The 21,792-nt window shown below is 61.8% G+C and carries 14 protein-coding genes; 10 read left to right on the forward strand and 4 right to left on the reverse strand.

The window, feature by feature from the left end:
• Nucleotides 1–26 precede the first annotated feature (26 nt).
• The 9 genes from DLM85_RS06895 (at nt 27) to DLM85_RS06940 (ending at nt 16,441) form a co-directional block, all read left to right on the forward strand.
• A complete protein-coding gene (locus tag DLM85_RS06895) occupies nt 27–2,189 on the forward strand; it encodes a flotillin family protein (RefSeq protein ID WP_111477306.1) in 2,163 nt (720 codons plus the stop codon).
• 110 nt (nt 2,190–2,299) lie between these two features.
• Complete coding sequence (locus tag DLM85_RS06900; RefSeq protein ID WP_133256943.1) at nt 2,300–2,674, forward strand: DUF3592 domain-containing protein; 375 nt, start codon at nt 2,300–2,302, stop codon at nt 2,672–2,674.
• 39 nt (nt 2,675–2,713) lie between these two features.
• On the forward strand, nt 2,714–7,765 hold the full coding sequence (locus tag DLM85_RS06905) for a DNA repair ATPase (RefSeq protein WP_111477308.1): 5,052 nt from the start codon (nt 2,714–2,716) through the stop codon (nt 7,763–7,765).
• A gap of 6 nt (nt 7,766–7,771) precedes the next feature.
• Nucleotides 7,772–8,137, forward strand: a complete 366-nt coding sequence (locus DLM85_RS06910; protein ID WP_111477309.1) for a DUF3592 domain-containing protein — start codon at nt 7,772–7,774, stop codon at nt 8,135–8,137.
• Between the two features lie 110 nt (nt 8,138–8,247).
• Nucleotides 8,248–9,468: a PD-(D/E)XK nuclease family protein gene (locus tag DLM85_RS06915; RefSeq protein ID WP_111477310.1), complete on the forward strand. Its 1,221-nt coding sequence runs from the start codon at nt 8,248–8,250 to the stop codon at nt 9,466–9,468.
• A gap of 270 nt (nt 9,469–9,738) precedes the next feature.
• Nucleotides 9,739–11,154, forward strand: a complete 1,416-nt coding sequence (locus tag DLM85_RS06920) for an MATE family efflux transporter (protein ID WP_111477311.1) — start codon at nt 9,739–9,741, stop codon at nt 11,152–11,154.
• 65 nt (nt 11,155–11,219) lie between these two features.
• A complete protein-coding gene (locus tag DLM85_RS26175; protein ID WP_111477312.1) occupies nt 11,220–13,094 on the forward strand; it encodes a serine hydrolase domain-containing protein in 1,875 nt (624 codons plus the stop codon).
• 303 nt (nt 13,095–13,397) lie between these two features.
• Complete coding sequence (locus tag DLM85_RS06930) at nt 13,398–14,252, forward strand: HamA C-terminal domain-containing protein (RefSeq protein WP_111477313.1); 855 nt, start codon at nt 13,398–13,400, stop codon at nt 14,250–14,252.
• 2 nt (nt 14,253–14,254) lie between these two features.
• A complete protein-coding gene (locus DLM85_RS06940; RefSeq protein ID WP_133256944.1) occupies nt 14,255–16,441 on the forward strand; it encodes a DEAD/DEAH box helicase in 2,187 nt (728 codons plus the stop codon).
• 133 nt (nt 16,442–16,574) lie between these two features.
• Here the strand turns inward: DLM85_RS06940 and DLM85_RS06945 are convergent, their stop codons facing one another.
• Nucleotides 16,575–17,516, reverse strand: a complete 942-nt coding sequence (locus DLM85_RS06945; RefSeq protein WP_111477314.1) for a hypothetical protein — start codon at nt 17,514–17,516, stop codon at nt 16,575–16,577.
• A gap of 570 nt (nt 17,517–18,086) precedes the next feature.
• Entirely contained in the window at nt 18,087–18,563 is a 477-nt protein-coding gene (locus DLM85_RS06950; protein ID WP_133256945.1) for a hypothetical protein, read from the reverse strand.
• Between the two features lie 529 nt (nt 18,564–19,092).
• Between DLM85_RS06950 and DLM85_RS06955 the strand changes: the two genes are divergently transcribed.
• On the forward strand, nt 19,093–19,440 hold the full coding sequence (locus DLM85_RS06955; RefSeq protein WP_111477316.1) for an ATP-dependent DNA helicase: 348 nt from the start codon (nt 19,093–19,095) through the stop codon (nt 19,438–19,440).
• Nucleotides 19,441–19,653: 213 nt separating this feature from the next.
• Here the strand turns inward: DLM85_RS06955 and DLM85_RS06960 are convergent, their stop codons facing one another.
• On the reverse strand, nt 19,654–20,934 hold the full coding sequence (locus tag DLM85_RS06960; RefSeq protein WP_111477317.1) for a PAS domain-containing sensor histidine kinase: 1,281 nt from the start codon (nt 20,932–20,934) through the stop codon (nt 19,654–19,656).
• A 2-nt stretch (nt 20,935–20,936) separates the two neighbouring features.
• The gene (locus DLM85_RS06965; RefSeq protein ID WP_111477318.1) at nt 20,937–21,746 is read right to left on the reverse strand and encodes an alpha/beta fold hydrolase; all 810 of its coding nucleotides are present in this window, start codon (nt 21,744–21,746) and stop codon (nt 20,937–20,939) included.
• Between the last annotated feature and the right edge of the window lie 46 nt (nt 21,747–21,792).

The following is a 21,792-nucleotide window of genomic DNA, read 5'->3' on the forward strand; positions in this document are numbered from 1 at the left end:
TGCATACACTTTTACTACCTCCTTTTATGGTTGGTCAACTTTCTCTGGCCGTGCTCGTCGTGCTCGGCCTGTTTCTGCTCGGCATCATTGCCATCATTGCCCGCATGTACCACAAGGCCGCGCAGGGCGAGGCGCTGGTACGCACCGGCATGGGCGACACCAAGGTCTCGTTTTCGGGCATCTTCGTGGTGCCCATCCTGCACCGCATGGAGGTGATGGATATCAAGCTGAAAACCATCGTCATTGCCCGCGCCGGCAAGGAAGGGCTGGTGTGCAAGGACAACCTGCGGGCCGACGTGAAGGTGAACTTCTTCGTGCGCGTCAACAAAACCCACGAGGACGTGATGAACGTGGCCCAGAGCATCGGCGCCCACCGCGCTTCGGACCCGGCGGCGCTGGAAAATTTGTTCGACGCCAAGTTCTCGGAGGCTTTGAAGACCGTGGGCAAGCACTTCGACTTCATCGAGCTGTACAACTCCCGGGAGCAGTTCAAGCAGGAAATCGTGCGCATCATCGGCACCGACCTGAACGGCTACGTGCTCGACGACTGCGCCATCGACTACCTGGAGCAGACTCCCCTTAATGCGCTCAACCACGACAACATCCTGGACGCGGAGGGCATCAAGAAGATTATTGCCCTGACCTCGGAGCAGAAGATTCAGGCCAACGCCATCGAGCGGGAGACGCAGAAAACCATCAAGAAGCAGGACGTGGAAGCCCAGGAAACCATCCTGCAGCTGGAAAAGCAACTGATGGAAAACCAGGAAAAGCAGAAGCGCGAAATTGCCAGCATCCGGGCCCGCGAAACCGCCGAAATTGCCAAAGTGCAGCAGGAGGAACTGCTGAAATCGGAGCGGGCCCGCCTGGCGACCGAGGAGGAAGTGAAGGTGGCCGAGCAGAACCGGGACCGGCAGATCCTGGTGGCCGAGCGCAACAAGCAGCGCACCGACGCGGTGGAAACCGAGCGGGTAAGCCAGGCCAAAGCCCTCGAAATCAACGAGCGGGAGCGGATTGTGGCCCTGGCGCAGATTGAGAAGGACAAGGCCGTGGAGGAGGAGCGCAAAAACATCCAGGCCATCATCCGGGAGCGGATTTCGGTGGAAAAGGCCACGGTGCAGGAAGAAGAGAAAATCAAGGATACCCGCGCCCAGGCCCAGGCCGAGCGCGAAAAGCTGGTCGCCATTACGGCCGCCAAGCAGGCTGCCGAAGCCGCCACGGTGAACCTGGTGGGCGAAGCCGACATGGCCAAGCAGGCCGCCGAGTTCCGCGCCAAACAGTCGCTCATCGACGCCGAAGCCGAGAAGGCCACGGCCGAGTTCAAGGCCCAGGCCATCCGCACGCTGGCCGAAGCCGAAGCCTCGAAAGCCACGGCCGTGGGCCTGGCCGAAGCCCAGGTGATGCAGGCCAAAGCCACCGCCCGCCAGAAAGAGGGCGAAACCCAGGCCACCGTGCTGCAACTGACGGCTACGGCCGAGGCCCAGGCCATCCAGGCCAAAGCCGGCGCCCAGGCCGAAGCCGACGAGAAGCTCGGCCTCGTGGCCGCCAAGGTGAACCGCGAAAAGGCCATGGTGGAAGTGGAAGTTATCGACGCCATGGCCGACGCCCAGCAGAAGAAAGGGCTGGCCGAAGTACGCGTGAACGAGGAGCGGTTTGCGGTGGAAGCCAAGGGCATCGAAGCCAAGGCCGACGCCATGAAAAAGCTCGACGGCGTGGGCAAGGAGCACGAGGAATTCAAGCTGCGCCTGGCCAAGGACCAGGCCGTGGAGCTGGCTGAAATCAACATCCAGAAGGACATTGCCAGCGCGCAGTCGGGCGTCATTGCCGAGGCCCTGAAAGCCGCCAAAATCGACATCGTGGGCGGCGAGACGATGTTCTTCGACCAGATCATCGGCTCGATTACCAAGGGCAAGAGCATCGACCGGGCCGTGGGCAACTCCCAGGTGCTGACCACGGTGAAGGACACGTTCTTTGCGGCTGACGGGGGCGGCGACTTCAAGCACAACATCACCCGCTTTATCAACCAGTTCGGGCTGAAATCGGAGGATGTGCGCAACCTCACCATCTCGGCCCTGCTGCTGAAGCTGCTGAACAAGGCCGGCGACGACGCCACCCGCAACACCATCACCCAACTGGCCAGCACGGCCCAGATGATGGGCATCGGGGATACGAAGGTGAGTTCGTTGAACTAACGGCGCCGGCGCCTCCCCCCCTAGCCCCCTCTCCGAAAAAGGAGAGGGGGAACTAGTTTCTAGCCTTTTAGAAAATAAAGCCAAGGCTGCCTACCAGCTCTTAGAACAGGATGCAAGCACCCTCTTCGAACCCCATTCCTACTAACAAGAAACAGGTGCTGGGGCTGCTGCTCGTGCTGCTGCTGACATTCGCCCTTATCGGAGTCATCATTTACCGGGGCAAGCAGGCCGATGCGCAGAAGCGGGCATTTATCCTGAAGGATCCGGGCGTTACCACGGGCATCATCACCCGGCGGCGGCGCTACAAGCACAAGCGGGTTACCGTCACCTACCGGGTGGACGGCCGGAAATACACGTTGCGCACGCGCGTCAACCGCGCCTTCCTACGCGGCCACCAGATGGGCGACACGACGGCCGTGGTGTACGCCAAGGCCGACCCGTCGAAGGCCGTGCTGAAAGCCACGCTGCTGCGCGAGAAAAACTAATTACTCCTTACGTCCAAACGTCAGGTTCTTACCCGCTTTATGGAACAAACCGCCGCGCCCCAACTCGAAACCGGCACCTACGAAATTCTGCGCAACCGCCTCACCAAGGGCGGCTCGGAACTGCGCGTACGGCTGGATAAGCTCAATACCGAGCGCAAGAAAGTCTTTGGCGCGCTGGACTGGCAGCTGCTGGGCACCGGGCGCATCACCACCGAGCACAACTGCGTGCCGATGGACATGGTGGCCCTGGGCGACCAGTTTCTGTTCGGCTACAACGTGCTGCTGGGCCTCAAGACCGAGGTGGAGCTGACGGACATTTTCGGGGTGTATGCCTACCGCCGGCCGGAGTTTCACCCCGTGGGGCTGGAGCTGCTGAACGATAAGACGTTCATCGAGGAGCTGCGCAACCTGTATAAGTACTACAAGAAGACGCGCTTCGTGAAGTTTGCCCAGCGCGGGGAGCACCTGTTCATGGTGTTCCGGGTGGGCAAGACGCCCAACGACATCAAGACCTTCAAGTGGCTGGTGCAGGGCCAGACCCTGACCTACCTCGACAACCGCTCCGACCACGAGTACACCTTCCCGCCCCAGCACGAGTTCCAGTGGAAGCGCGCCACCCGCGACATGCACCGGGCCGGCAAGTACCCGCACATCAGCATCGAGGACAAGGTGTTCGTGGAGACGGTGGGCGGCGACTTGACCATCAAGGTCGAGGATAATACCAAGACCGGGCAGGGCATCTACGCCGAGCCGGTGGAGAACAAGGACCAGACCCTGGACGACGCCGAAATTCACTACGCGGTGGTCGGCCAGCTGGTCTTGCTCAAGATCCGGCCCTACCAGGAGCCGCAGTTTCGCTACTTTCTCTACAACACCAAGCTGCGGCAGGCCCAGCGCCTCGACGCGCTGGCCGACGCCTGCGTGCTGCTGCCCGATGGCCACGGCCTGATTTTCCCCCACGGCTACTACCTGCAGACCGGCGACGGAAAGCAGTTCGAGCAGGTGCCGCCGGAGCTGGTGTTTGAGCGGCGGGTGGCGGCGCCCAACGGCGAGGATTTTCTGTACGTGTTCTTCCAAAAAGACAACGGCCTGTACCTGCTGCTGAGTTACAACCTCATCAGCCAGCGGGTGGCCGCGCCCATCGTCTGCCACGGCTACGCCTTGTTTGAGAACGGGGAGCTGTGCTACTTCCGCGCCGACGAGGAGCCCAAGAAGCACCACGCCGTGCAGATCTGGCAGACGCCCTACACCGCCCCCGACTTCCAGCTGCCCGCCGCCCAGGACGGCTACCTGGGCAAGCTCGGCAACAAGGAAATCGTGCGGGCCATGGCCGAAGCCCAGGAAGTGCTGACGCTCATCGGCAAGGACGACTCCTACACCGGCCTCTACCTCGACCTGATCCGCCGCACCACCTCCCTCACCGACACCTACCACTGGCTGGCGGAACCCGGCGCCGAAAAGCTGGCCGAGCCCCTGCAGGAAATCCGCCAGGCCGCCACCGCCGCCGTGGAGGAGTTCGACAAGGTGCAGCGCATCCGCCGCAGCACCCAGGAGACGACCCAGCAGGTACTCGGCCGCGCCGCCGAGCTGCGCGACCTGATCAAGCGTACCGCCGACGCCACCGAGGTGCAGCAGTACGTGCAGCAGCTGGCCGATTTGCGCACCGTGCGCGGCGAAGTCATTTCGCTGAAGGAGCTGCGCTACGTGGAGCTGCCCGCCGTCGACAAAGCCGCCGGGGAGCTGCAAAGCCTCTCGCAGGAAGTGGCCCAGCGCACCGTGGATTTCCTCTTGCGCGACGACGCCCTGGCGCCCTACGCCGCGCGGGTGCAGGCCCTAGGCGCGGGCATCGACCAGCTGCCGACCGTCACCGAGGCCAACAAGCTGGAGCAGGAGCTGAACGGGGTGGCCGCCGAGCTGGAATTGCTGATCGAAGTGGTGGGCAACCTGCCCATTGCCGACCCGACGCAGACCACCCGCATCATCGACAACATTTCGGGCATCTACGCGGGCTTCAACCAGCTGCGGGCCGCCCTCAAGCGCCGCCGCCAGACCTTGGCCGGCACCGAGGCCCAGGCCGAGTTTTCGGCCCAGCTCAAGCTGCTCGAACAGGCCCTGGTGAACTACCTCGACCTCTCCGACACGCCCGCCAAGTGCGACGAGTACCTCTCGCGCCTGATGGTGCAGCTGGAGGAGCTGGAGGGCAAATTCCCCGAATTCGACCAGTTCCTGAGCCAGCTGGCCTCCCGCCGCGAGGAAGCCTACGAAGCCTTCGAGGCCCGCAAGCAAAGCCTGGTGGCCGCCCGCAACCAGCGCGCCTCCGCCCTGCTCCAATCGGCCGAGCGGATGCTTAAGGCGGTGCACAACCGCGTGACCAAGCTGACCAGCATTGCCGACATCAACGGCTACTTCGCCGCCGACGTGATGGTGGAGAAAGTGCGCCGCACCGTGGATGAGCTGCTCAGCCTGGGCGACGCGGTGAAGGCCGACGACCTGCAGTCCCGCCTGAAAACCCTGCGCGAAGACGCCGTGCGCCAGCTCAAGGACCGCGCCGACCTCTTCACCGACGGCGGCCAGGCCGTGCGCTTCGGCCCGCACACGTTCACCGTGAACACCCAGCCGCTGGAGCTGACCCTGGTGCTGCGCGACGGGACGCTGCACTACCACCTCACCGGCACCAACTTCTTCCGCCCCGTCGAGAGCGAAGCCGTGCAGCAGGCCCGCCCCGTGTGGGAACAAACCCTGCCCTCGGAAAACCAGGACGTGTACCGCGCCGAGTTCCTGGCCGATTACCTGCTCCGCGCCGCCCAGCATCCCCGCCCCGCCCAGGACGGCGCCCCCGCCGTGCTGACGGTAGCCGAGCTGGAACGCCTCGGCCCCGCCGAGCTGCTGGGCTACGTGCAGCAGCACATGGCCCCGCGCTACGCCGAAGGCTACCTCAAGGGCGTCCACGACCACGACGCGGCCCAGATCCTCTCGGCCCTCGTGCGCCTCACCCGCACCGCCGGCCTGCTGCGCTACCCCGCCGACACCCGCGCCGCCGCCGCGCTCTACTGGCACCGTTTCGCCCCAGCTGAGCAGAAAGCTCACTGGCAGCGCCAGATTCAGGGCCTCGCGCTGCTGTTGCAAGTTTTCCCCGACGCCCAGGAAACCGGCCAGCTCACCGCCGAGCTGCAGGCGGCCATCGAAACCTTTGCCGCTAAAACCGGCCTGTTCACCCCGCAGGAAGTGGCCGAAGCCGGCGAATACCTGCTGCACGAGCTGATTCAGCAGAGCAGCGCGCCTTCCCTCGCCGCGCCGCAACCAGCCGCCGGCCCGGGCGGACTGGTAGAAGGCCGGGGCAGCCTCCCCGTGGAGCAGCTTCAGACGCCGCCGACGCCTTTCACCACTTCCGCCGAAGCCGCCGACCTGTACGACGCCTTCCAGAAGCAGCTCAAGGAGCGCCGCGCCAGTGAAACCTTCGAGTCGTCCGTTGCGGCCCTGAGCGGGCAGCCTACGGCGCAGTTTCAGCTGATCCGGCAGTGGCTCCAGGCTTTCGTCAGCGCCGCCGTGGCTCCCCCTTCCGCCGCTTTATTCGCGGAATCTAAGGAGAGGGGGCCGGGGGGTGAGGTTGCCGTCCTGCTCGCCACCGGCGGCTACGCGCCGGAAAAGGTGGTCCGCACGCCCCTGACCGAGGTGCTGCCCGACATGCGCGGCAACCACCCGCGCATCGTCACCAGCAACGACCAACAAACAACGAAAAACGAATATCACCTCGACTTCCCGGCCTTCCGCCGCCGGCTGCACCAGTACCGCACCCACACGCTGCCGCAGTTCGAGGCCTACCAGACGCTGAAAAAAGACCTGCTAGCCCAGGCCGCCGCGGACATGCTCCTGGACGACTTCCGCCCCCGCGTGCTGACCTCCTTCGTGCGCAACCAGCTCATCGACCAGGTGTACCTGCCCCTCATCGGGGCCAACCTTGCCAAGCAGATCGGTACCGCCGGGGAAGGCAAGCGGACGGACCTGATGGGCCTGCTGCTGCTGATTTCGCCGCCCGGCTATGGCAAGACCACCCTGCTGGAATACGTGGCCAACCGCCTGGGCCTGATTTTCATGAAAATCAACGGGCCGGCCATCGGGCACGCGGTGACCAGCGTCGACCCCGCGCAGGCGCCCAACGCGGGGGCGCGGCAGGAGCTGGAGAAGCTGAACCTGGCCTTCGAGATGGGCGACAACGTGATGATTTACGTCGACGACATCCAGCACTGCCACCCCGAGTTCCTGCAGAAGTTCATCTCGCTCTGCGACGCCCAGCGCAAAATCGAGGGCGTGTACCAGGGCCGCGCCCGCACCTACGACTTCCGCGGCCGCAAGGTGTGCGTGGTGATGGCCGGCAACCCCTACACCGAAAGCGGGGAGGTATTCCGCATTCCCGACATGCTGGCCAACCGCGCCGACATCTACAACCTCGGCGACATCCTCACGGCCGGCTCCGAGCAGGCCTTCCGCCTCTCCTACCTCGAAAACGCCCTCACCAGCCACCCCACCCTGGCCCGCCTGGCCGCCCAGGCCCCCCAGGACGTGCCCACCCTGCTGCGCCTGGCCGAAACCAACTCGGCCGACGGCCTCAGCTTCGAGGGCAACCACTCGCCGGAGGAGCTGAATGAGTACGTGGCCGTGCTGCGCCAGCTGCTGCGCCTGCGCGACGTGGTAGCCCGCGTCAACGCCGCCTACATCAGCTCGGCCGCCCAGGCCGACGCCTACCGCACCGAGCCGCCGTTCAAGCTGCAGGGCTCCTACCGCAACATGAACAAGCTGGCCGAAAAAGTGCGCCCGGTGATGAACGACCAGGAAATCGAGCAGCTGCTGGCCGCCCACTACGAAAGCGAAGCCCAGACCCTGACCAGCGCCACCGAAGCCAACCTGCTCAAGCTGCGCGAGTTGCTCGGCTGGCTCACGCCCGAGCAGCAGCAGCGCTGGCAGCAGATCAAGCAAACCTACCTGGAAAACCTGCGCAACTCCGGCGCCGGCCAGCTGCTGCAGATGCTCGACAAGCTCGAAAGCATTGCCGGCGGGCTGAGCGGCATCCGGGAGGCGCTGAAAAACAACTAACCACGCATGACTGCCCAACCGCTGACGGGCTCCAACGCCCTGATTTTCGCCTTCGGCCTGGGCCTGGTGCTGGCCGGCGCCCACCTGCTGCTGCACAGCAGCCAGCTGCGCCGCCGCGGCCAGCACGTCTGGGGCCGGGTCACCGGCCTCGAAACCAGCCCGCCCCGGGCGCAGGTCAGCTTCCAAACCGTGGAGGGCACGGCGGTAACCGTGGAGTCGCGCTACCGCCTGGCACCGGGCGCCGCCGTGCCACTTTACTACGATCCGGCCCAGCCCGCGCACGTGGCCATCGACAGCCCGCTGTACCGCCGCGGGACGTACGCCTTGATTGCGCTAGGCCTGGCTATTATGCCCCTGGCCTGGCTGCTGTAGCCCGAATTACCCGGCGCAGCTCCGGCGCCGGCCCGCTGCCCGGCAAGCCCGCAGGCGTTGCCAGTACGGTACCCCTTAAGCTTACTTACAAACGCTTCTATCTATCAGGCATGAGCGACATCGACCTGTATCAATCATTGTTGAGGCAAACGCATCAGATTACGGAGCGCAATCAGCAGGAGCTTACCGCGCTTAAGCTTGCTACCGCCTTTGAATTCTCGCCGTTCCACTTCATTCCCTGGGGCGAGGTGCCTGTAACCCACATGCTGGCCTTTTTCCTGAACCATACCAACCAGCATGGACAGCAAGGCGTCTTTCAGCAACACTTTCTCCAAGAGCTCCGCAAGCTGTTGCCCAGCCGCCATATTCCTGAGGATACCTACAACGTGGTGGCAGAGAAGCGGCATGGTGGCGGCAACTACGGACAAATTGATCTGCTGCTGACAGGCCGCCAGCATCGATTCGCCATCTGCCTTGAGAACAAACCGCACGACAGCACCGGGGATACGCCTCGCCAGTTAGAGGCCTACCACGAATACCTTACCGGCGTGGGCGGTTTTGGCGACGGGTACATCTTGCTGTACTTAAGTCGGACGACGCGCCATCCGGCCCCAACCAGTTTATCGACCGACCAGCGTGAGCAGCTGACCGCCTCCGGCCACTACCGCAATATCACCTACCAGGAATTCTTACTGCCCCTGCTCAGCAGCTGGTCCGGGCGGGCGCACGCACCCAAAGTCAAGGAATTTCTACTTGACTTCCGTTTTCAAATCGAAACCCAGCTGCATTTCCCCACTACTTCCCCTATGCCGACCGTCAACCACGCGGAAATTGCGAAGCTTCTGCTCAACGACCCAAACCTGCTTGAAGCCGCCTACCAGCTTCCGACGGTTCTTCAAACGGCAGAGCAGCAGCTACGCGAGAAATTTGCGGGCTACGTCTTGACAGTGGCCCGGGAGCTTGGGCTGCAGCTTGTTTCCTGCCCGGCAGATGTTGAAGCCTTCAAGAATTTTGTCAATGAATCGCCCTGCGCGCTGGCTCGCCCAACGTGGGGAGAATACGCCATCGGCCTGGAATTCAGCGGCGCTACGCTCGACGTTGGAGTCATCGGCGGCGGAACCGGAAGCGCCGTCTCCCAATACCTGGCCGCAGGCTTGGGAGGCCCTAAAAGCTCGCCCGCCTGGGCCTGGTGGTCGGCCCTGTACGACAGTGATTTTAGCGCCATTTACCTGGATATTGCCAGCGGTGCAATTGCTGAAAAGATGAAAGCTAAGTTCTCATCCATCGCCGCCTTGCTTGACCAATTTACCCAAGACGGCATCCTGAACTAAGCTGATTTGGCGGAACTATAAGCCTCCGCGCGGTTCAGATTCAGCGTGGCGTCACGCGGGGCCTTACCGTTCACCACAGGCGCCACCACCAACCCCAAGCGCCCCGGCCAACACCGGGGCGCTTGCGTTTCCCCCGTTCGGCCGGCTTCCCCGCTTCCGGAGGATGGCGCGCATCAAGTGCGTTGGGGCCGGGGCAGGGGCCGCCAGGACCCGGAAAGGGAAGCTCCACCGCGAAACGCCCGCCCCCGCCCGCCCGTTAGCCGGCAAACCATGCCCGCTCCCTCCACTACCACCACCGCCCCGCTTACCGAAGGCCCCATCCTGCGCGCCCTGCTGCGCCTGGCCGTGCCCATCGTGCTGGCCAACCTGCTCCAGACCGGCTACCAGCTCGTGGATGCCTACTGGGTGGGCCGGCTCGGGGCCAATGCCGTAGCCGCGGTGGCCGTGAGCTTCCCCATCAACTTCCTGCTGGTGGCCCTGGGCTCGGGCTTTTCGGTGGCCGGCTCGGTGCTGGTGGCCCGCCACTTCGGCGCCCGCGACCTGCCGATGGTCAACCACGTGGCCGCCCAGTCCCTGGTGCTGACCCTGTCCCTGTCGCTGCTGCTGGCCGTGGGGGCCTACTTTGCCTCGCCCCTGCTGCTGCGCCTCATCGGCGTCGGGCCCGACATTTTCCCGCTGGCCAACCGCTTCCAGCAGGTGCTCTTTCTGGGCCTGCCGCTGAACTTCGGCTTCCTCATGTTTCAGGCCCTGATGCGCGGCGTGGGGCAGGTGCGCCTGCCGCTCTACATCAACCTGCTGGCCCTGGCCCTCAACTTCCTGCTCGACCCGCTCTTCATCTACGGCTACGGCCCCGTGCCCGGCCTGGGCGTGGCCGGCGCCGCCCTGGCCACCGTCGGCACCCAGGCCCTGTCGGTGGTACTGGGCCTCGCGCTGATGCTGCGCGGCACGGCCGGGCTCAAGCTCAGCTTCCGCGGCTTCCGCCCCGACACCGCCCTGATGCTGCGCGCCTTCCGCCTCGGTGCCCCCTCCTCCATCGATTTATCGGCGCGCGCCCTGGGCTTTTCCATGATGACCATCCTGGCCACCGGCTTCGGCACCACCGTGCTGGCCGCCTACGGCATCGGCTCGCGCCTGCTGGCCCTGGGCATCATCCCGGCCCTGGGCATCTCGCTGGCCTGCTCCACGCTGGTGGCCCAGAACCTGGGCGCCCAGCGCCCCGACCGCGCCCGCCAAACTGCCCGCTACGCCATCGGCACCAGCTTTCTGGGGCTGCTGCTGGTGGGCGCGGCCATCTACGCCGCCGCTCAGCCGCTGGTGCGCTTCTTCCTGGCCGGCGACGAAGCCGTGGCCGCCGAGGCGGTGCAGTTCGTGCGCATCGCCGCCGCCAGCCTGTGCTTTACCGGCGTGCAGCAATCGGTATCCGGCGCCCTGCGCGGGGCCGGCAACACCCTGGGCGCCATGCTGCTCACCCTCATCAGCACCTGGGTGCTGCAGTTTCCCATTGCCTGGTACCTCAGCAGCCACACCGCCCTGGGCTTCCGCGGCCTCTGGTGGAGCTTCGTGGCCGCCAACGTGCTGGCCGCCACCCTGGCGCTGCTCTGGTTTCTGCGCGGCAGCCGGCCGCAGCCCGACCCGCTCCAGCCCCAGGCGGACGCGCTGACCGGGCTGGCAGAGGAAGCCGGGTAACCAGCCCGTCAGGCGGCGACTAAAAACTACTCCTATCTTCCCCCAAAATCCCCTTCCTCTATAGCGTGAAACGATTACTCCTGCTCCTGCCGCTGCTGGCCGGCCTTACCCAGCCCGCCGCCCGCGCCCAGCGCCGGCCCATCAGCACCATTCCCCAGCTCACCGACTCGCTGCAGCGCATCATGCAGAAGGAGCACATGCCCGGCCTGCTGCTCACTATCGTTGCCCACGATTCGGTGCTCTTCGAGGGCGGGCTGGGCTTGGCCGACGTGGCCCAGCAAAAGCCCGTCACCGCCCACACGCTGTTTCGCATGGGCTCCGTCACCAAAACCTTCGTGGCCGTGGGCCTGCTCAAGCTCGTGCAGCAGGGCAAGCTCAGCCTGAACGATGAGGTGCGCAAGCTGGCCCCCGAAGTACCTATCGACAACCCCTGGGAAGCCACCGACCCGGTGCGCGTCGTGCATCTACTGGAGCACACCGCCGGCTTCGACGACATGCACCTCAACCACGTCTACAACCCCACCGCCACCGACCCGCGCGGCGCGGCCAGCGTGCAGGTGTTCCGGCCGGAGCTGCGCTGCCGCTGGCGCCCCGGCGAGCGGATGAGCTACTCCAACCCCGGCTACCTGCTGGCCGGCTACCTGCTCGAAAAACGCGGCGGCCAGCCCTACGAAACCTACCTCGCCCGGCACCTGCTCCGCCCCCTGGGCATGGCCGACGCCACCTTCGCCCTGCGCCCCGCCGCCCTGCCCCAGCTGGCCCGGGGCTACCGCTTCGCCGACGGCCACTACCAGCCCATTGCCCCGCTGCCCATCTACTCCGGCCCCGCCGGCTCGCTCAGCGCCTCCGCCGCCGACATGACGCGCTGGGTGCAATTCTTCCTCCACGACCTGCGCACCAGCCCCACCGGCCCCGCCCTGCTCGCGCCCGGCACCCTCCGCGACATCGAAACCACCCACAGCACCCTGGCCGCCCGCGCCGGCCTGCCCGCCCAGTACGGCCTGGCCAACCAGGTGATGAACTGGAAAGGCCCCGCCGCCTTCCGCGGCCACGGCGGCGGCATCGACGGCTTCCTCTCCACCTTCGCCTACCAGCGCGAACTGGGCGTGGGCTACGCCCTCTCCAACAACGGCGGCCAGCCCACCAAAAGCCTCGACAAGCTGATCCGCGACTTCCTGCTGCGCCGCGTGCCCGCCCCCGCCGCCCCGGCCACCCGCCCCCTCGATTCCGCCGCCCTCGCCCCCTTCCTCGGCCACTTTAGCCCCGCCGCGCCCCGGCAGCACATGGCCGGCCTCAACGACTACCTGCTCGGCGACCGGCAGCTGGTGCGCCGCGGCCCGCTGCTGCTGTTCCAGCCCCTCTTCGGCGACGCCGATACCCTGCTGCCCGCCGGCCCCCCGCTCACCTTCCGCCGCCCCGGCCAGCAGCAAGCCTCCCTGGCCCTCACCCACGACCGCGACGGCCGCCGCGCCCTCGTCGGCAACGGCACCTACGCCCTCGAAGCCAGCAACACCTGGTGGTGGCTGCGCCCCGCCCTGCTCGGCCTCACCGTGCTGCTCATGCTCAGCAGCAGCTTCGCCGGCCTGGTCTGGCTGATCCTGGCCCTGCGCCGCCAGGTGCCCCGCGGCCAGGTGCTGCCCCGCCTGCTGCCCCTGCTGGCCAGCCTCACCCTCGTCGGCACCCTCATCGGCTTCCTCGGCCTCGTCGACCACATCACCCAGACCGGCACCCGGCAGCCCCTCCCCATCCTGGTCAGCCTCGGCCCCCTGCTGTTCGCCGCCCTCATCCTGGCCGGCCTGCTGCTCACGCTGCGCCGCTTCCGCCAGTTCCGCAGCCGCACCGTGGCCTGGTACCTGCTGCTCACCTACGGCGCCCTGGGCTGGCTGGCCTTTGCTCTGGCCTCCTACGGCTGGCTCAGCTTGCGGCTATGGACGGTATAATGCCCCGCCCTTTCGCGCCCTAAAACCAAGCGCCCCGGTACAGCTGACGCATCAGCCGCACCGGGGCGCTTAGTGTGGGGAATCTGTAATTTAGGTTTCTACGGTCGCTGGCATTTGAGTTTGGGAGGAGTCTAGGTGTGAATCAACAACCATGTACTGTTCTGACAATTCAAAATTTGTTGTACATAGTCATGATTAACATTATTAGATTTGTCTTCGCCCTGTACCAAATGGTATCATGTGTGCGCTGCATCACCTTAATAACAGTTACTCCACAAGTCCTATCTGACTATTAAGAAGCTTATGCCAAGACCTTTCCAGTCCGACTTAGTCATAGATGAACGCATCTGTGAGCCCGCATTAAAGGCTTACCATGTCGGGTTCGACAACAACAAATTCAGATTCCTACCGCTTATTGATGTAATAAGAAGAGTTATACCCGAGTTTTCATTGGGTTACCATGAAGGAAAAGGATTTTCTTTAACCGTAATGGTAGATAGATTAAAAGAAGCTGCTGATACAGTTTATCAAACTGATAAATACCAAAAGAGAGGAGAATTCGGAGAATTAATATTACATCTTTTGCTAAGAGATTTTCAAAATAGCATACCTTTAGTATCAAAAATTTATTTCAAAGATTCCCATGATGTACCTGTACACGGCTTCGATGGAGTGCATGTAACTATTAATGGAGAAGAAAAAAAATTATGGTTAGGTGAGTCCAAAATGTTTAAAACTGGCAAAAGAGGCATTCAAGATCTTGCAAAAGATATTCACAAACATGTAAATGAAGATTACATAAGAAAAGAATTCGCTTTGGTATCGCGAAAACTACCTGTTGAAGTACCCGAAATAGATTACTGGCGAAACTTAATGGATAAACATCAGCGCGCTCAAACCATATTTTCAAGCTTAGTAATACCGATGGTCTGCACTTATACTAGTAATTTGTTCAACAAGCATACTGATGAAACAGTAGATTATTTTCAAGAATTTGAAAATGAATGCAAGTATTTATGCTCAGAATTTGATAAACTAAAACTAAAGCTAACAATACCAAATAATGTTGAGATTATATTAATGCTACTACCAGTCCCATGCAAAAACGAACTTAATAAAGAACTAAATAAAAGATTAAAGGCCATGCAAAGCATTTAACTATGAATTACGAACAGGCACTTAGCATAATCCGCAACAAGTCATTCATTGACTCTTCAACCAGTTTTGCTATAGCAAAACTATGCACGTCCTTATTAAGAAACAAAGAGTTAGAATCTAATGGAAGAGACCTAGTCATAAGAATACAAGATATATGGGAATTAGTAGCCCCACAAACACATGAAATGTGGAATGACATTACTGAAGCAGCTGGCTTGTACCCGTACGTTAAGCCTGAAAGACTATCCTCAAGCTCACTTCTGAGATATGAATATCACAAATCTCCTCATCTGAACAATGTCTACTTACACGAGGAACAACAAAAAATATCCATGAATTTATTAGAAAAGAGGTCAGTAGTCGTCAGTGCTCCGACTAGTTTCGGAAAAAGCCTACTGATTGAAGAGATAGTAGCAAGCAATATTTATAAGCAAATCGTTATTATACAACCCACATTAGCATTAATTGACGAAACAAGAAAGAAGTTATTAAAATACAAGCGAGAATACAAAATCATTGTCTCAACATCTCAATACCCAGATATAGACAAAGGAAATATTTTCATTTTTACAGGAGAGAGAACTGTTGAGTACTCTAAATTCATTGGAGTTGATTTTTTTATAATTGATGAATTTTATAAACTAAGTGTAGAAAGAGATGATGACAGAGCGGTTGTTTTAAATCAAGCTTTCTACAAACTGCTCAAAATGACAAACAGGTTCTATCTTTTAGGGCCTATGATTAAAAACATACCTGTTGCGTTTAAAGAACAGTTTGACCTATTGTGGTTTCCCACGGAGTTTGCAACTGTTGCTGTAGATGAAATTAACCACGAAACAAGAGGATCATTAAAAGCAGCTGAAAAGAAAGCACTAAAAACCCAAAACCTACTAGATCTATTAGTTCAATTACAAGAACCAACACTCATATATTGCTCCGCACCGTTGAAGGCAACAAAACTTTGTAATGACTTCGTAGAATATCTTAACGAAGACGTTTATAACCCGATAGAGCTGCCAAATTTTGACAACAAGGAAATCATTGAATGGATTGAAGAAAATTTGAATAATGAGTGGCTACTAATCGAAGCACTGCAAAAAGGCATAGGTTTTCATCATGGAGCAATACCAAGGCATTTAGGCAGTGCTTTAGTAGACGCATTCAATCAAGGCAACATCAAATGGTTGTTTTGCACCTCTACACTGATTGAAGGAGTAAATACATCTGCAAAGAATGTCGTGCTCTTTGACAAAGAGAAAGGAAGAAAGCCTATCGATTTTTTTGACTACAAGAATATTGCTGGCAGATCCGGAAGAATGAACAACTATTTTATTGGCAATGTATATAGATTCGAAAAACCACCTATTCAGACAGATTTATTTATAGATTTACCATTATACGATCAAAAAAATGCACCTATTGAATTTTTATTTTCTATCGACACAAAAGATATTAACAATGACGGACTTGCCAAGCTAAGTGAATACCAAAACCACCCACCAGATATATTAGAAACTATAAGAAAGAACAGCTCAATCAATGTTAATGGACAGATAGAAATAATAAATGAGATAGAAAATAATCTACAAAAATATCACTACTTACTTAATTGGTCATCAAACCCCACATACGAACAACTATTAGCGGTTATTGATTTATGCTGGCACTTTTTGTTAAAGCCAAAAGAGAATCGAGCAGAAATCAGATCAGCTAAGCATTTAACTTTCATGACAAGTCGATATACCCAAGTAAAATCATTGCCTATATTAATAAAAATAATTGTAGATGATCCTTATTGGGTAAAAATAATACCAGATTATAAAACCAGATTAAACACCTTGACTTTCTTCACACTCAATATCACCAGACATTGGTTTGACCACAAGCTGCCAAAATGGATATGTGTTATATCCGATTTACAAGAATATGTATTCAAAAAACATGGCATTGATTTTGGCAACTATACTCTTTATGCAAGAACATTAGAACACAATTTTCTCCCTGGAAACCTTTCTTCACTAAAAGAATATGACATTCCTGTTTCAGCAATTCAAAAACTTACAAACATTCTAAACCCAAACGACAGCATAGAAGAACTTATTAATATTTTAAGCATATTACCAAATAGCATGCTTACTCAATTTGGACTACTACCATATGAAATAAATAAAATTAAATCCGCATTCTAATATACAACCACATAACTAACTTGGCCATACATTAAGCATCACAAAATTTTACAATTACAATGTATCACACACAAACAAAAACGCCCCGACCAAAACCGGGGCGTTTCCATTCCGACCAAGCCCACTAGGCGCCCTACCGCACCACCCACCGTCCTTCCCCGTCCACCTGCTCCAGCACCACCAGCAGGTACGGCGCATCGGCCGCCCCCAGCCCGCTATAATCCGCCAGCTGCTGATCCGTCTTGTGCTTCACCACCACGCCCTGCCCCGGCGCGGGCGCGGCCGTGCTGGTCAGGGCCGTGTAGTAGCGCAGCGTGAGGCCCTTGCCGCTGCGGTTGCCCAGCGTCGGCTGGGGCACGCCGGCCTCGCGCCGGTCGTACACCAATACCGGCTTGCCGTAGCGGGCCACCCCGCGGTACTCGGCCTTGCGCCGGGCCGCCGTCTTCACGATGCGCCGCGCGGCCTCGTACTGCGTCACCAGCTCCGGGTGCTTCAGCTGCTGGGCCGTCACCAGCGGGTCCAGCTGCTCGTCCAGCACCCGCGTGGCCTCGTCAATCAGCGTTTCCAGCGCATCGGTGGCCGTACTGGTGCCGGTTTCCACCTGCCGGGCCGCCCCCTGCGTATCGGTCAGCGCCTGGATGTCGGCCCGCAGGTCCGTGCGTACCTGCTCCTCGTAGCCCGCCTCGGCCAGGTCGGCGGGCTTGAGCGTGCCCACCGCCCCGTCGATTTTGCGCAGGTAGGCCAGCAGCTCCGCCTCCTTGCCCTTGGCCACCTTGCTCAGCGGCTGCTTCAGCTCCCCGCGCAACCCGGCATCAGCGGTCAGCGTCACCACCAGCAGGCGCAACACCTCCGCCTTCTGCGCGGCGTGCCCCTTCGTGGCCGTCCTGCTTTCCGTGATTTTAGTCGTGTCGCGGTCCTGCGACTCCCCCGCCGCCCCAATACGCGTCACCACGTCCGCCAGCTTCGCCCGCCCGGCCTCAATGCGCTTCACGGCCAGCAACGGCGTCCCCGCTTCGTCAAAGAAGCGCAAAACCGTCTGGTACATGGCCAACTGGTTTTGTTGATAAGTTTTCATGCTAAAAGGTATTTGATTATGATTAGCCGCCTTTTCACCCGAAAAAGCCCAACAATATATCAATCCCCCTATTCCAAACAAATACAATTCATCATCACCGCCTTCATCCACCACCTCACCGACCGCCCCCACCACCTCGCCGACGATTCCCACCGTCTCTCTGCCTTCATCCACCACCTCGCCGACCGTTCCCACCACCCCGCCGACTGTCCCCACCGCCTCGCCGCTAGCCCCCACCGCCTCACCGCTAGCCCCCACCGCCTCGCCGACCGTTCCCACCACCTCGCCGACCGTTCCCACCGCCTCGCAGACAGGAACGGTCTGGCATAGTGTGGGGGCCACAGCCGCGTAGCGGCGCCATGTTGGTAGCAATACCAAGACACCGGAACGACCAGGCTGCAGCGCAACGGCCCGGCCTCGAACGAGCAACATCAACATCCGCAAGGCCGTGCCGCCGCCCGGCCAGCGTCATGGCCTGAGCCTCCTGATCTTCTACCCCCACAACGCCGCCACGCGCCCGCAGCCCCCGACGCTATGCCGGAACCGGTCTATTAGAGTAGGCTCCTGCCCCTACTTAGCGGGCACGAAGGCGAACCGCTGCCCGGCCAGCGCTTCCAGTTCGGCCTGCCGTACCCGGGCGTAGAACAGCTCCAGCGCCACGGCCTGATCGTAGAAATACAGGTCGATATCGTGCGCCTGCCCGGCCAGGTGCAGCACCGCTTTCAGCTCCCGGGGCCGGTGCAGCAGGGTGCCGTCCTCCAGCTTGCCCTGCGCGTTCTGCACCAGCACCACCCCCCGCAGCCGCCGCTCCCGTCGCAGCGAGTCGGCGGGCAGCGGGCGGTTGTCACGGTCGTAGGCGGGCAGGGCACCCCGTTCCAGCCGCGCAATCAGCGAGTCATTCCAGGCCGGCTGCCAGCCCGGGCTGCCCTTCAAGTCGAGCACTTGCTCGTCGTCCTGCACCCGGTAAGTGAGCGGCGTAGCGGGCGTCGAGCAGCCCAGCAGCAGGCAGGCACTCAAGCAATAAGCGAGGTAGCGAAGGACGGGCATCAGCAGGGCAGTTTCCCCAAATATAGCCACCCGACCCACCCCACCCCATCCGCCCCCAACAAGCCCCCGGCCGGCTGGCTCGCCATCGATTCCTGCATCCTCGCCGCCAGCCCCTGCAGTCATTCCGATGGCTCCTGCAATCATTCCGCCCGCCCCTGCAAGCTCACTGACGGTTCCTGCGAGCATTCCGCATACCCCCTACCGCCTCGTGCCACCAAGCTCCCCCGCTCGTCAGGCTCCCGCGCTCCTTTTCATGTCGCGCATCAAGCGAGGTAGGGGGCCGGGGGGGTTGAGGCGAACGTGAGGGCAGCAAAGCGCACCTGCGCCGGCAAGACAACCAAGCGCCTCCACCAGCCCCCGCCCCATTCGCAGAAGAAACCCGCCCGGTGGGCGATAATCCAAGCTTCTTGGACGGCAGTTCCGGCCCGCCGCCGCCCCGGCGCCCCGCCCTGGCACCCCGCTTGCAACTACCCTGGCAAGCGGTTGCCTACTGCCCCGCCCCCTTCTCACCCCCACACATCCACTTGCCATGAAAGCCTCCCTGTTTTCCTTCGTTGCCGCCCTGGGCCTGTTCGCTTCTTCCGCCTCGGCCTTCGCCGCCCCGGCCGCCAACCCGTTCAACGACCGCCGCGAAGTGAGCCGCTACGAGCGGGAGCGGGCCGAACGCCTCGAACGCGAACGGGCCGAGCGTGCCCGCCGCGAAGCCGCCGAGCGCCAGCGCAAAATGGAGCTCGAACGCCAGCGCCAGCTGCAGGCCCAGCGCCGCCTGGAGCAGCAGCGCGCCGCCGAGCGCGCCCGCTACGAAGCCCAGCACCGCAACGACCGCCACGATGACCGCCGCGACGACCGCGGCCGCAACGACGGCTACCGCCGCTAACGCTCCCTGCGCCTGCTATCCGCCAAAGCCCCGGCCCACCGCCGGGGCTTTTTCGTGTTCCTCACCGAGGTTTCCCGCCCCCAAACCGCGGAGGTGCGCAGCCCCTTCCGCCCCTCAGGCAGCGCGCAGGCACCGGCTGATCAGATGAGCACCGGCCGCGTTTGTCCCCGTTTATCGTGCAAAGCGCGCCCCAACCGTCCGGCAGGCCCAATCCTACCGCGTCGCCTGGCTCCCCCGCTCCTTTTCGGAGAGGGGGCCGGGGGGCGCGGCGAGCGGGCGGGCGTCCGGGGTTGAATCCCCCGCTTCCTCCTGCGGCAGAAAGATGCGGAAGGTGGTGCCCGCGTCCACGGCGCTGTCCACCTCCACGCGCCCGCCCGCCTGCCGGGCCAGCCGGTTGACCAGGTACAGGCCCATGCCGGTGCCGGCCACCTCCGGGTGAAAGCGCCGAAACAGCTGAAACAGCTCCCGGTGGTGGCGCGTCAGGTCGATGCCCCGGCCGTTGTCCTGCACGCTGAGCACGGTGGCGTGCGCGGTCCGGGCCGTGCTCACCCGCACCCGCGGCGGGCGGTCCGGGGCCGCGTACTTCAGCGCATTCGAGAGCAGGTTGTAGAGCAGGCTGTGCAGCCCCGGCCGGGCAATGCGGAGCACCGGCGCGGCGGCAAAGTCCAGCTCGAAGCGGGTTCCGGCCGGCGCCGGCTGCAGGCTGCGGATGATGTCCTCGGTGAAGGGCAGCAGCGCCACCGGCTCGGCGGGCACCTGCTCCATGGCCCGCTGCAGCTGCACCACCTGCGTCAGCCCGTCGATGGTGGCCAGGATCTGCGCCAGCGCGTCCTCGAACATGCTCATCATCGGGCCCGCCTCCGCGTCGTGGAAGGTGACGGAGCGGCGCAGCTCCTCGAACAGCCCCACCATGTTGTTGATGGGCTGCTTCAAATCGTGCGAGGCCGTGTACACGAAGCTGTCCAGGTCGGCATTGATGCGGGTGAGCTGCTCGTTTTTGGCCCGCAGCTGCTCGTTGGCCCGGGCCAGCTGCTCGCGCTGCTCCTCGGCCTGCACCTTGGCGCGCAGCAGCTCCTGCTCGTACTTGCGCCGCTCGGTGATGTCGAACAAGCTCACGCGCACGGCCAGCGGCGTGCCGTCGGGCTCGCGCACCAGCGCCGCGCTCAGCAGCACCGGCAGGGTGCTCCCGTCGCGGCGGCGCAGCAGGTAGCTCATTTCGCGCACCTGCCCCTGCAGCAGCAGCAGCGGAGCGCAGTGCGTTTCGTAGTGCAGGCGCCCGCCCACCGTCAGCAGCTGCTGCAGGCAGCGGCGGGCCACCAGCTCGTCGCGCCGGTAGCCCAGCCACCCGAGCAGCGTCTGGTTCAGCTTCACCAGCGTGCCGTCGGGCAGGCAGGTGCAGTAGCCGCAGGGCGCGTGCTCGTAGAGGTCGTCGAGGTTTTCCTCGGTCAGGCGCAGGTCCAGGGCGGGCAGGGACGCGTCGTCGGGCGGGGTCATGGCTACGGGCGGGGCGCAGCACCCAAAAAGTGGTCGATGGCGGCAATGGTGGGCGCGGGCGCGCTCAGGTGCGGGCAGTGACCCGAGGTATCGAGCACCACCAGCTCGCTGCCGGGCAGCTGCCGGTGCAGGTACTGGCCCACGGGCAGCGGGGCAATGACGTCGTGGGCGGACTGCAGGATGAGCGTGGGCGTGTGCAGCCGCGGCAGGTCGCCGCGGTTGTCGCCCAGGAAGGTCACGCGGGCGAAGTGCCGGGCAATGGCCGGATCGGTGCGGCAGAAGCTGTCGGTCAGCTCCTGGGCCAGCGCCGGCTGCTCGGGGTGGCCCATGATAACCGGCGCCATGGCCCCCGACCAGCCCAGGTAGTTGGCGTCCATGGCCTCCAGCAGCTCCTCGATGTCGACCCGCTCGAAGCCGCCCACGTAGCCCGCGTCGTTGAGGTAGCGCGGCGAGGGCGCCACCAGCACCAGCCGCTCCACGATGCCCGCGGGCGCGGCAATGGCCGCCAGCACCGCAATCATGGCGCTGACGGAGTGGCCCACCAGCACCACCCGCGGCAGCGCCAGCGCCCGCACCACGGCCAGCACATCGTCGGCATGGGCCTGCAGCGCGGCGTAGCGCGCCGGGTCGTAGGCGCCCACCTCCGAGCCGCCCGCCCCCACCAGGTCGAGCAGCACCACGCGGTAGCGGTCCTCGAACGCCGGGGCCACCAGGCGCCACATGCGCTGGTCGCAGCCGAAGCCGTGGATAAACACCAGGGCCACTTCCCCGGTGCCCGTTACCGAGACGTTGTTGCGTGTGAGGGCAGTCATTGCTATGGCCGATGCGCACGGGCCCGCGGCGGGTTGTCGCCGGCCT

The organism is Hymenobacter edaphi (genome assembly GCF_003258365.1).
GTDB lineage: Bacteria > Bacteroidota > Bacteroidia > Cytophagales > Hymenobacteraceae > Solirubrum > Solirubrum edaphi.

Coding starts and splice junctions, on each gene's coding strand:
- DLM85_RS06895 (WP_111477306.1), top strand. CDS start 27: ATGGTTGGTCAACTTTCTCTGGCCGTGCTCGTCGTGCTCGGCCTGTTT.
- DLM85_RS06900 (WP_133256943.1), top strand. CDS start 2,300: ATGCAAGCACCCTCTTCGAACCCCATTCCTACTAACAAGAAACAGGTG.
- DLM85_RS06905 (WP_111477308.1), top strand. CDS start 2,714: ATGGAACAAACCGCCGCGCCCCAACTCGAAACCGGCACCTACGAAATT.
- DLM85_RS06910 (WP_111477309.1), top strand. CDS start 7,772: ATGACTGCCCAACCGCTGACGGGCTCCAACGCCCTGATTTTCGCCTTC.
- DLM85_RS06915 (WP_111477310.1), top strand. CDS start 8,248: ATGAGCGACATCGACCTGTATCAATCATTGTTGAGGCAAACGCATCAG.
- DLM85_RS06920 (WP_111477311.1), top strand. CDS start 9,739: ATGCCCGCTCCCTCCACTACCACCACCGCCCCGCTTACCGAAGGCCCC.
- DLM85_RS06930 (WP_111477313.1), top strand. CDS start 13,398: ATGCCAAGACCTTTCCAGTCCGACTTAGTCATAGATGAACGCATCTGT.
- DLM85_RS06940 (WP_133256944.1), top strand. CDS start 14,255: ATGAATTACGAACAGGCACTTAGCATAATCCGCAACAAGTCATTCATT.
- DLM85_RS06945 (WP_111477314.1), bottom strand. CDS start 17,516: ATGAAAACTTATCAACAAAACCAGTTGGCCATGTACCAGACGGTTTTG.
- DLM85_RS06950 (WP_133256945.1), bottom strand. CDS start 18,563: ATGCCCGTCCTTCGCTACCTCGCTTATTGCTTGAGTGCCTGCCTGCTG.
- DLM85_RS06955 (WP_111477316.1), top strand. CDS start 19,093: ATGAAAGCCTCCCTGTTTTCCTTCGTTGCCGCCCTGGGCCTGTTCGCT.
- DLM85_RS06960 (WP_111477317.1), bottom strand. CDS start 20,934: ATGACCCCGCCCGACGACGCGTCCCTGCCCGCCCTGGACCTGCGCCTG.
- DLM85_RS06965 (WP_111477318.1), bottom strand. CDS start 21,746: ATGACTGCCCTCACACGCAACAACGTCTCGGTAACGGGCACCGGGGAA.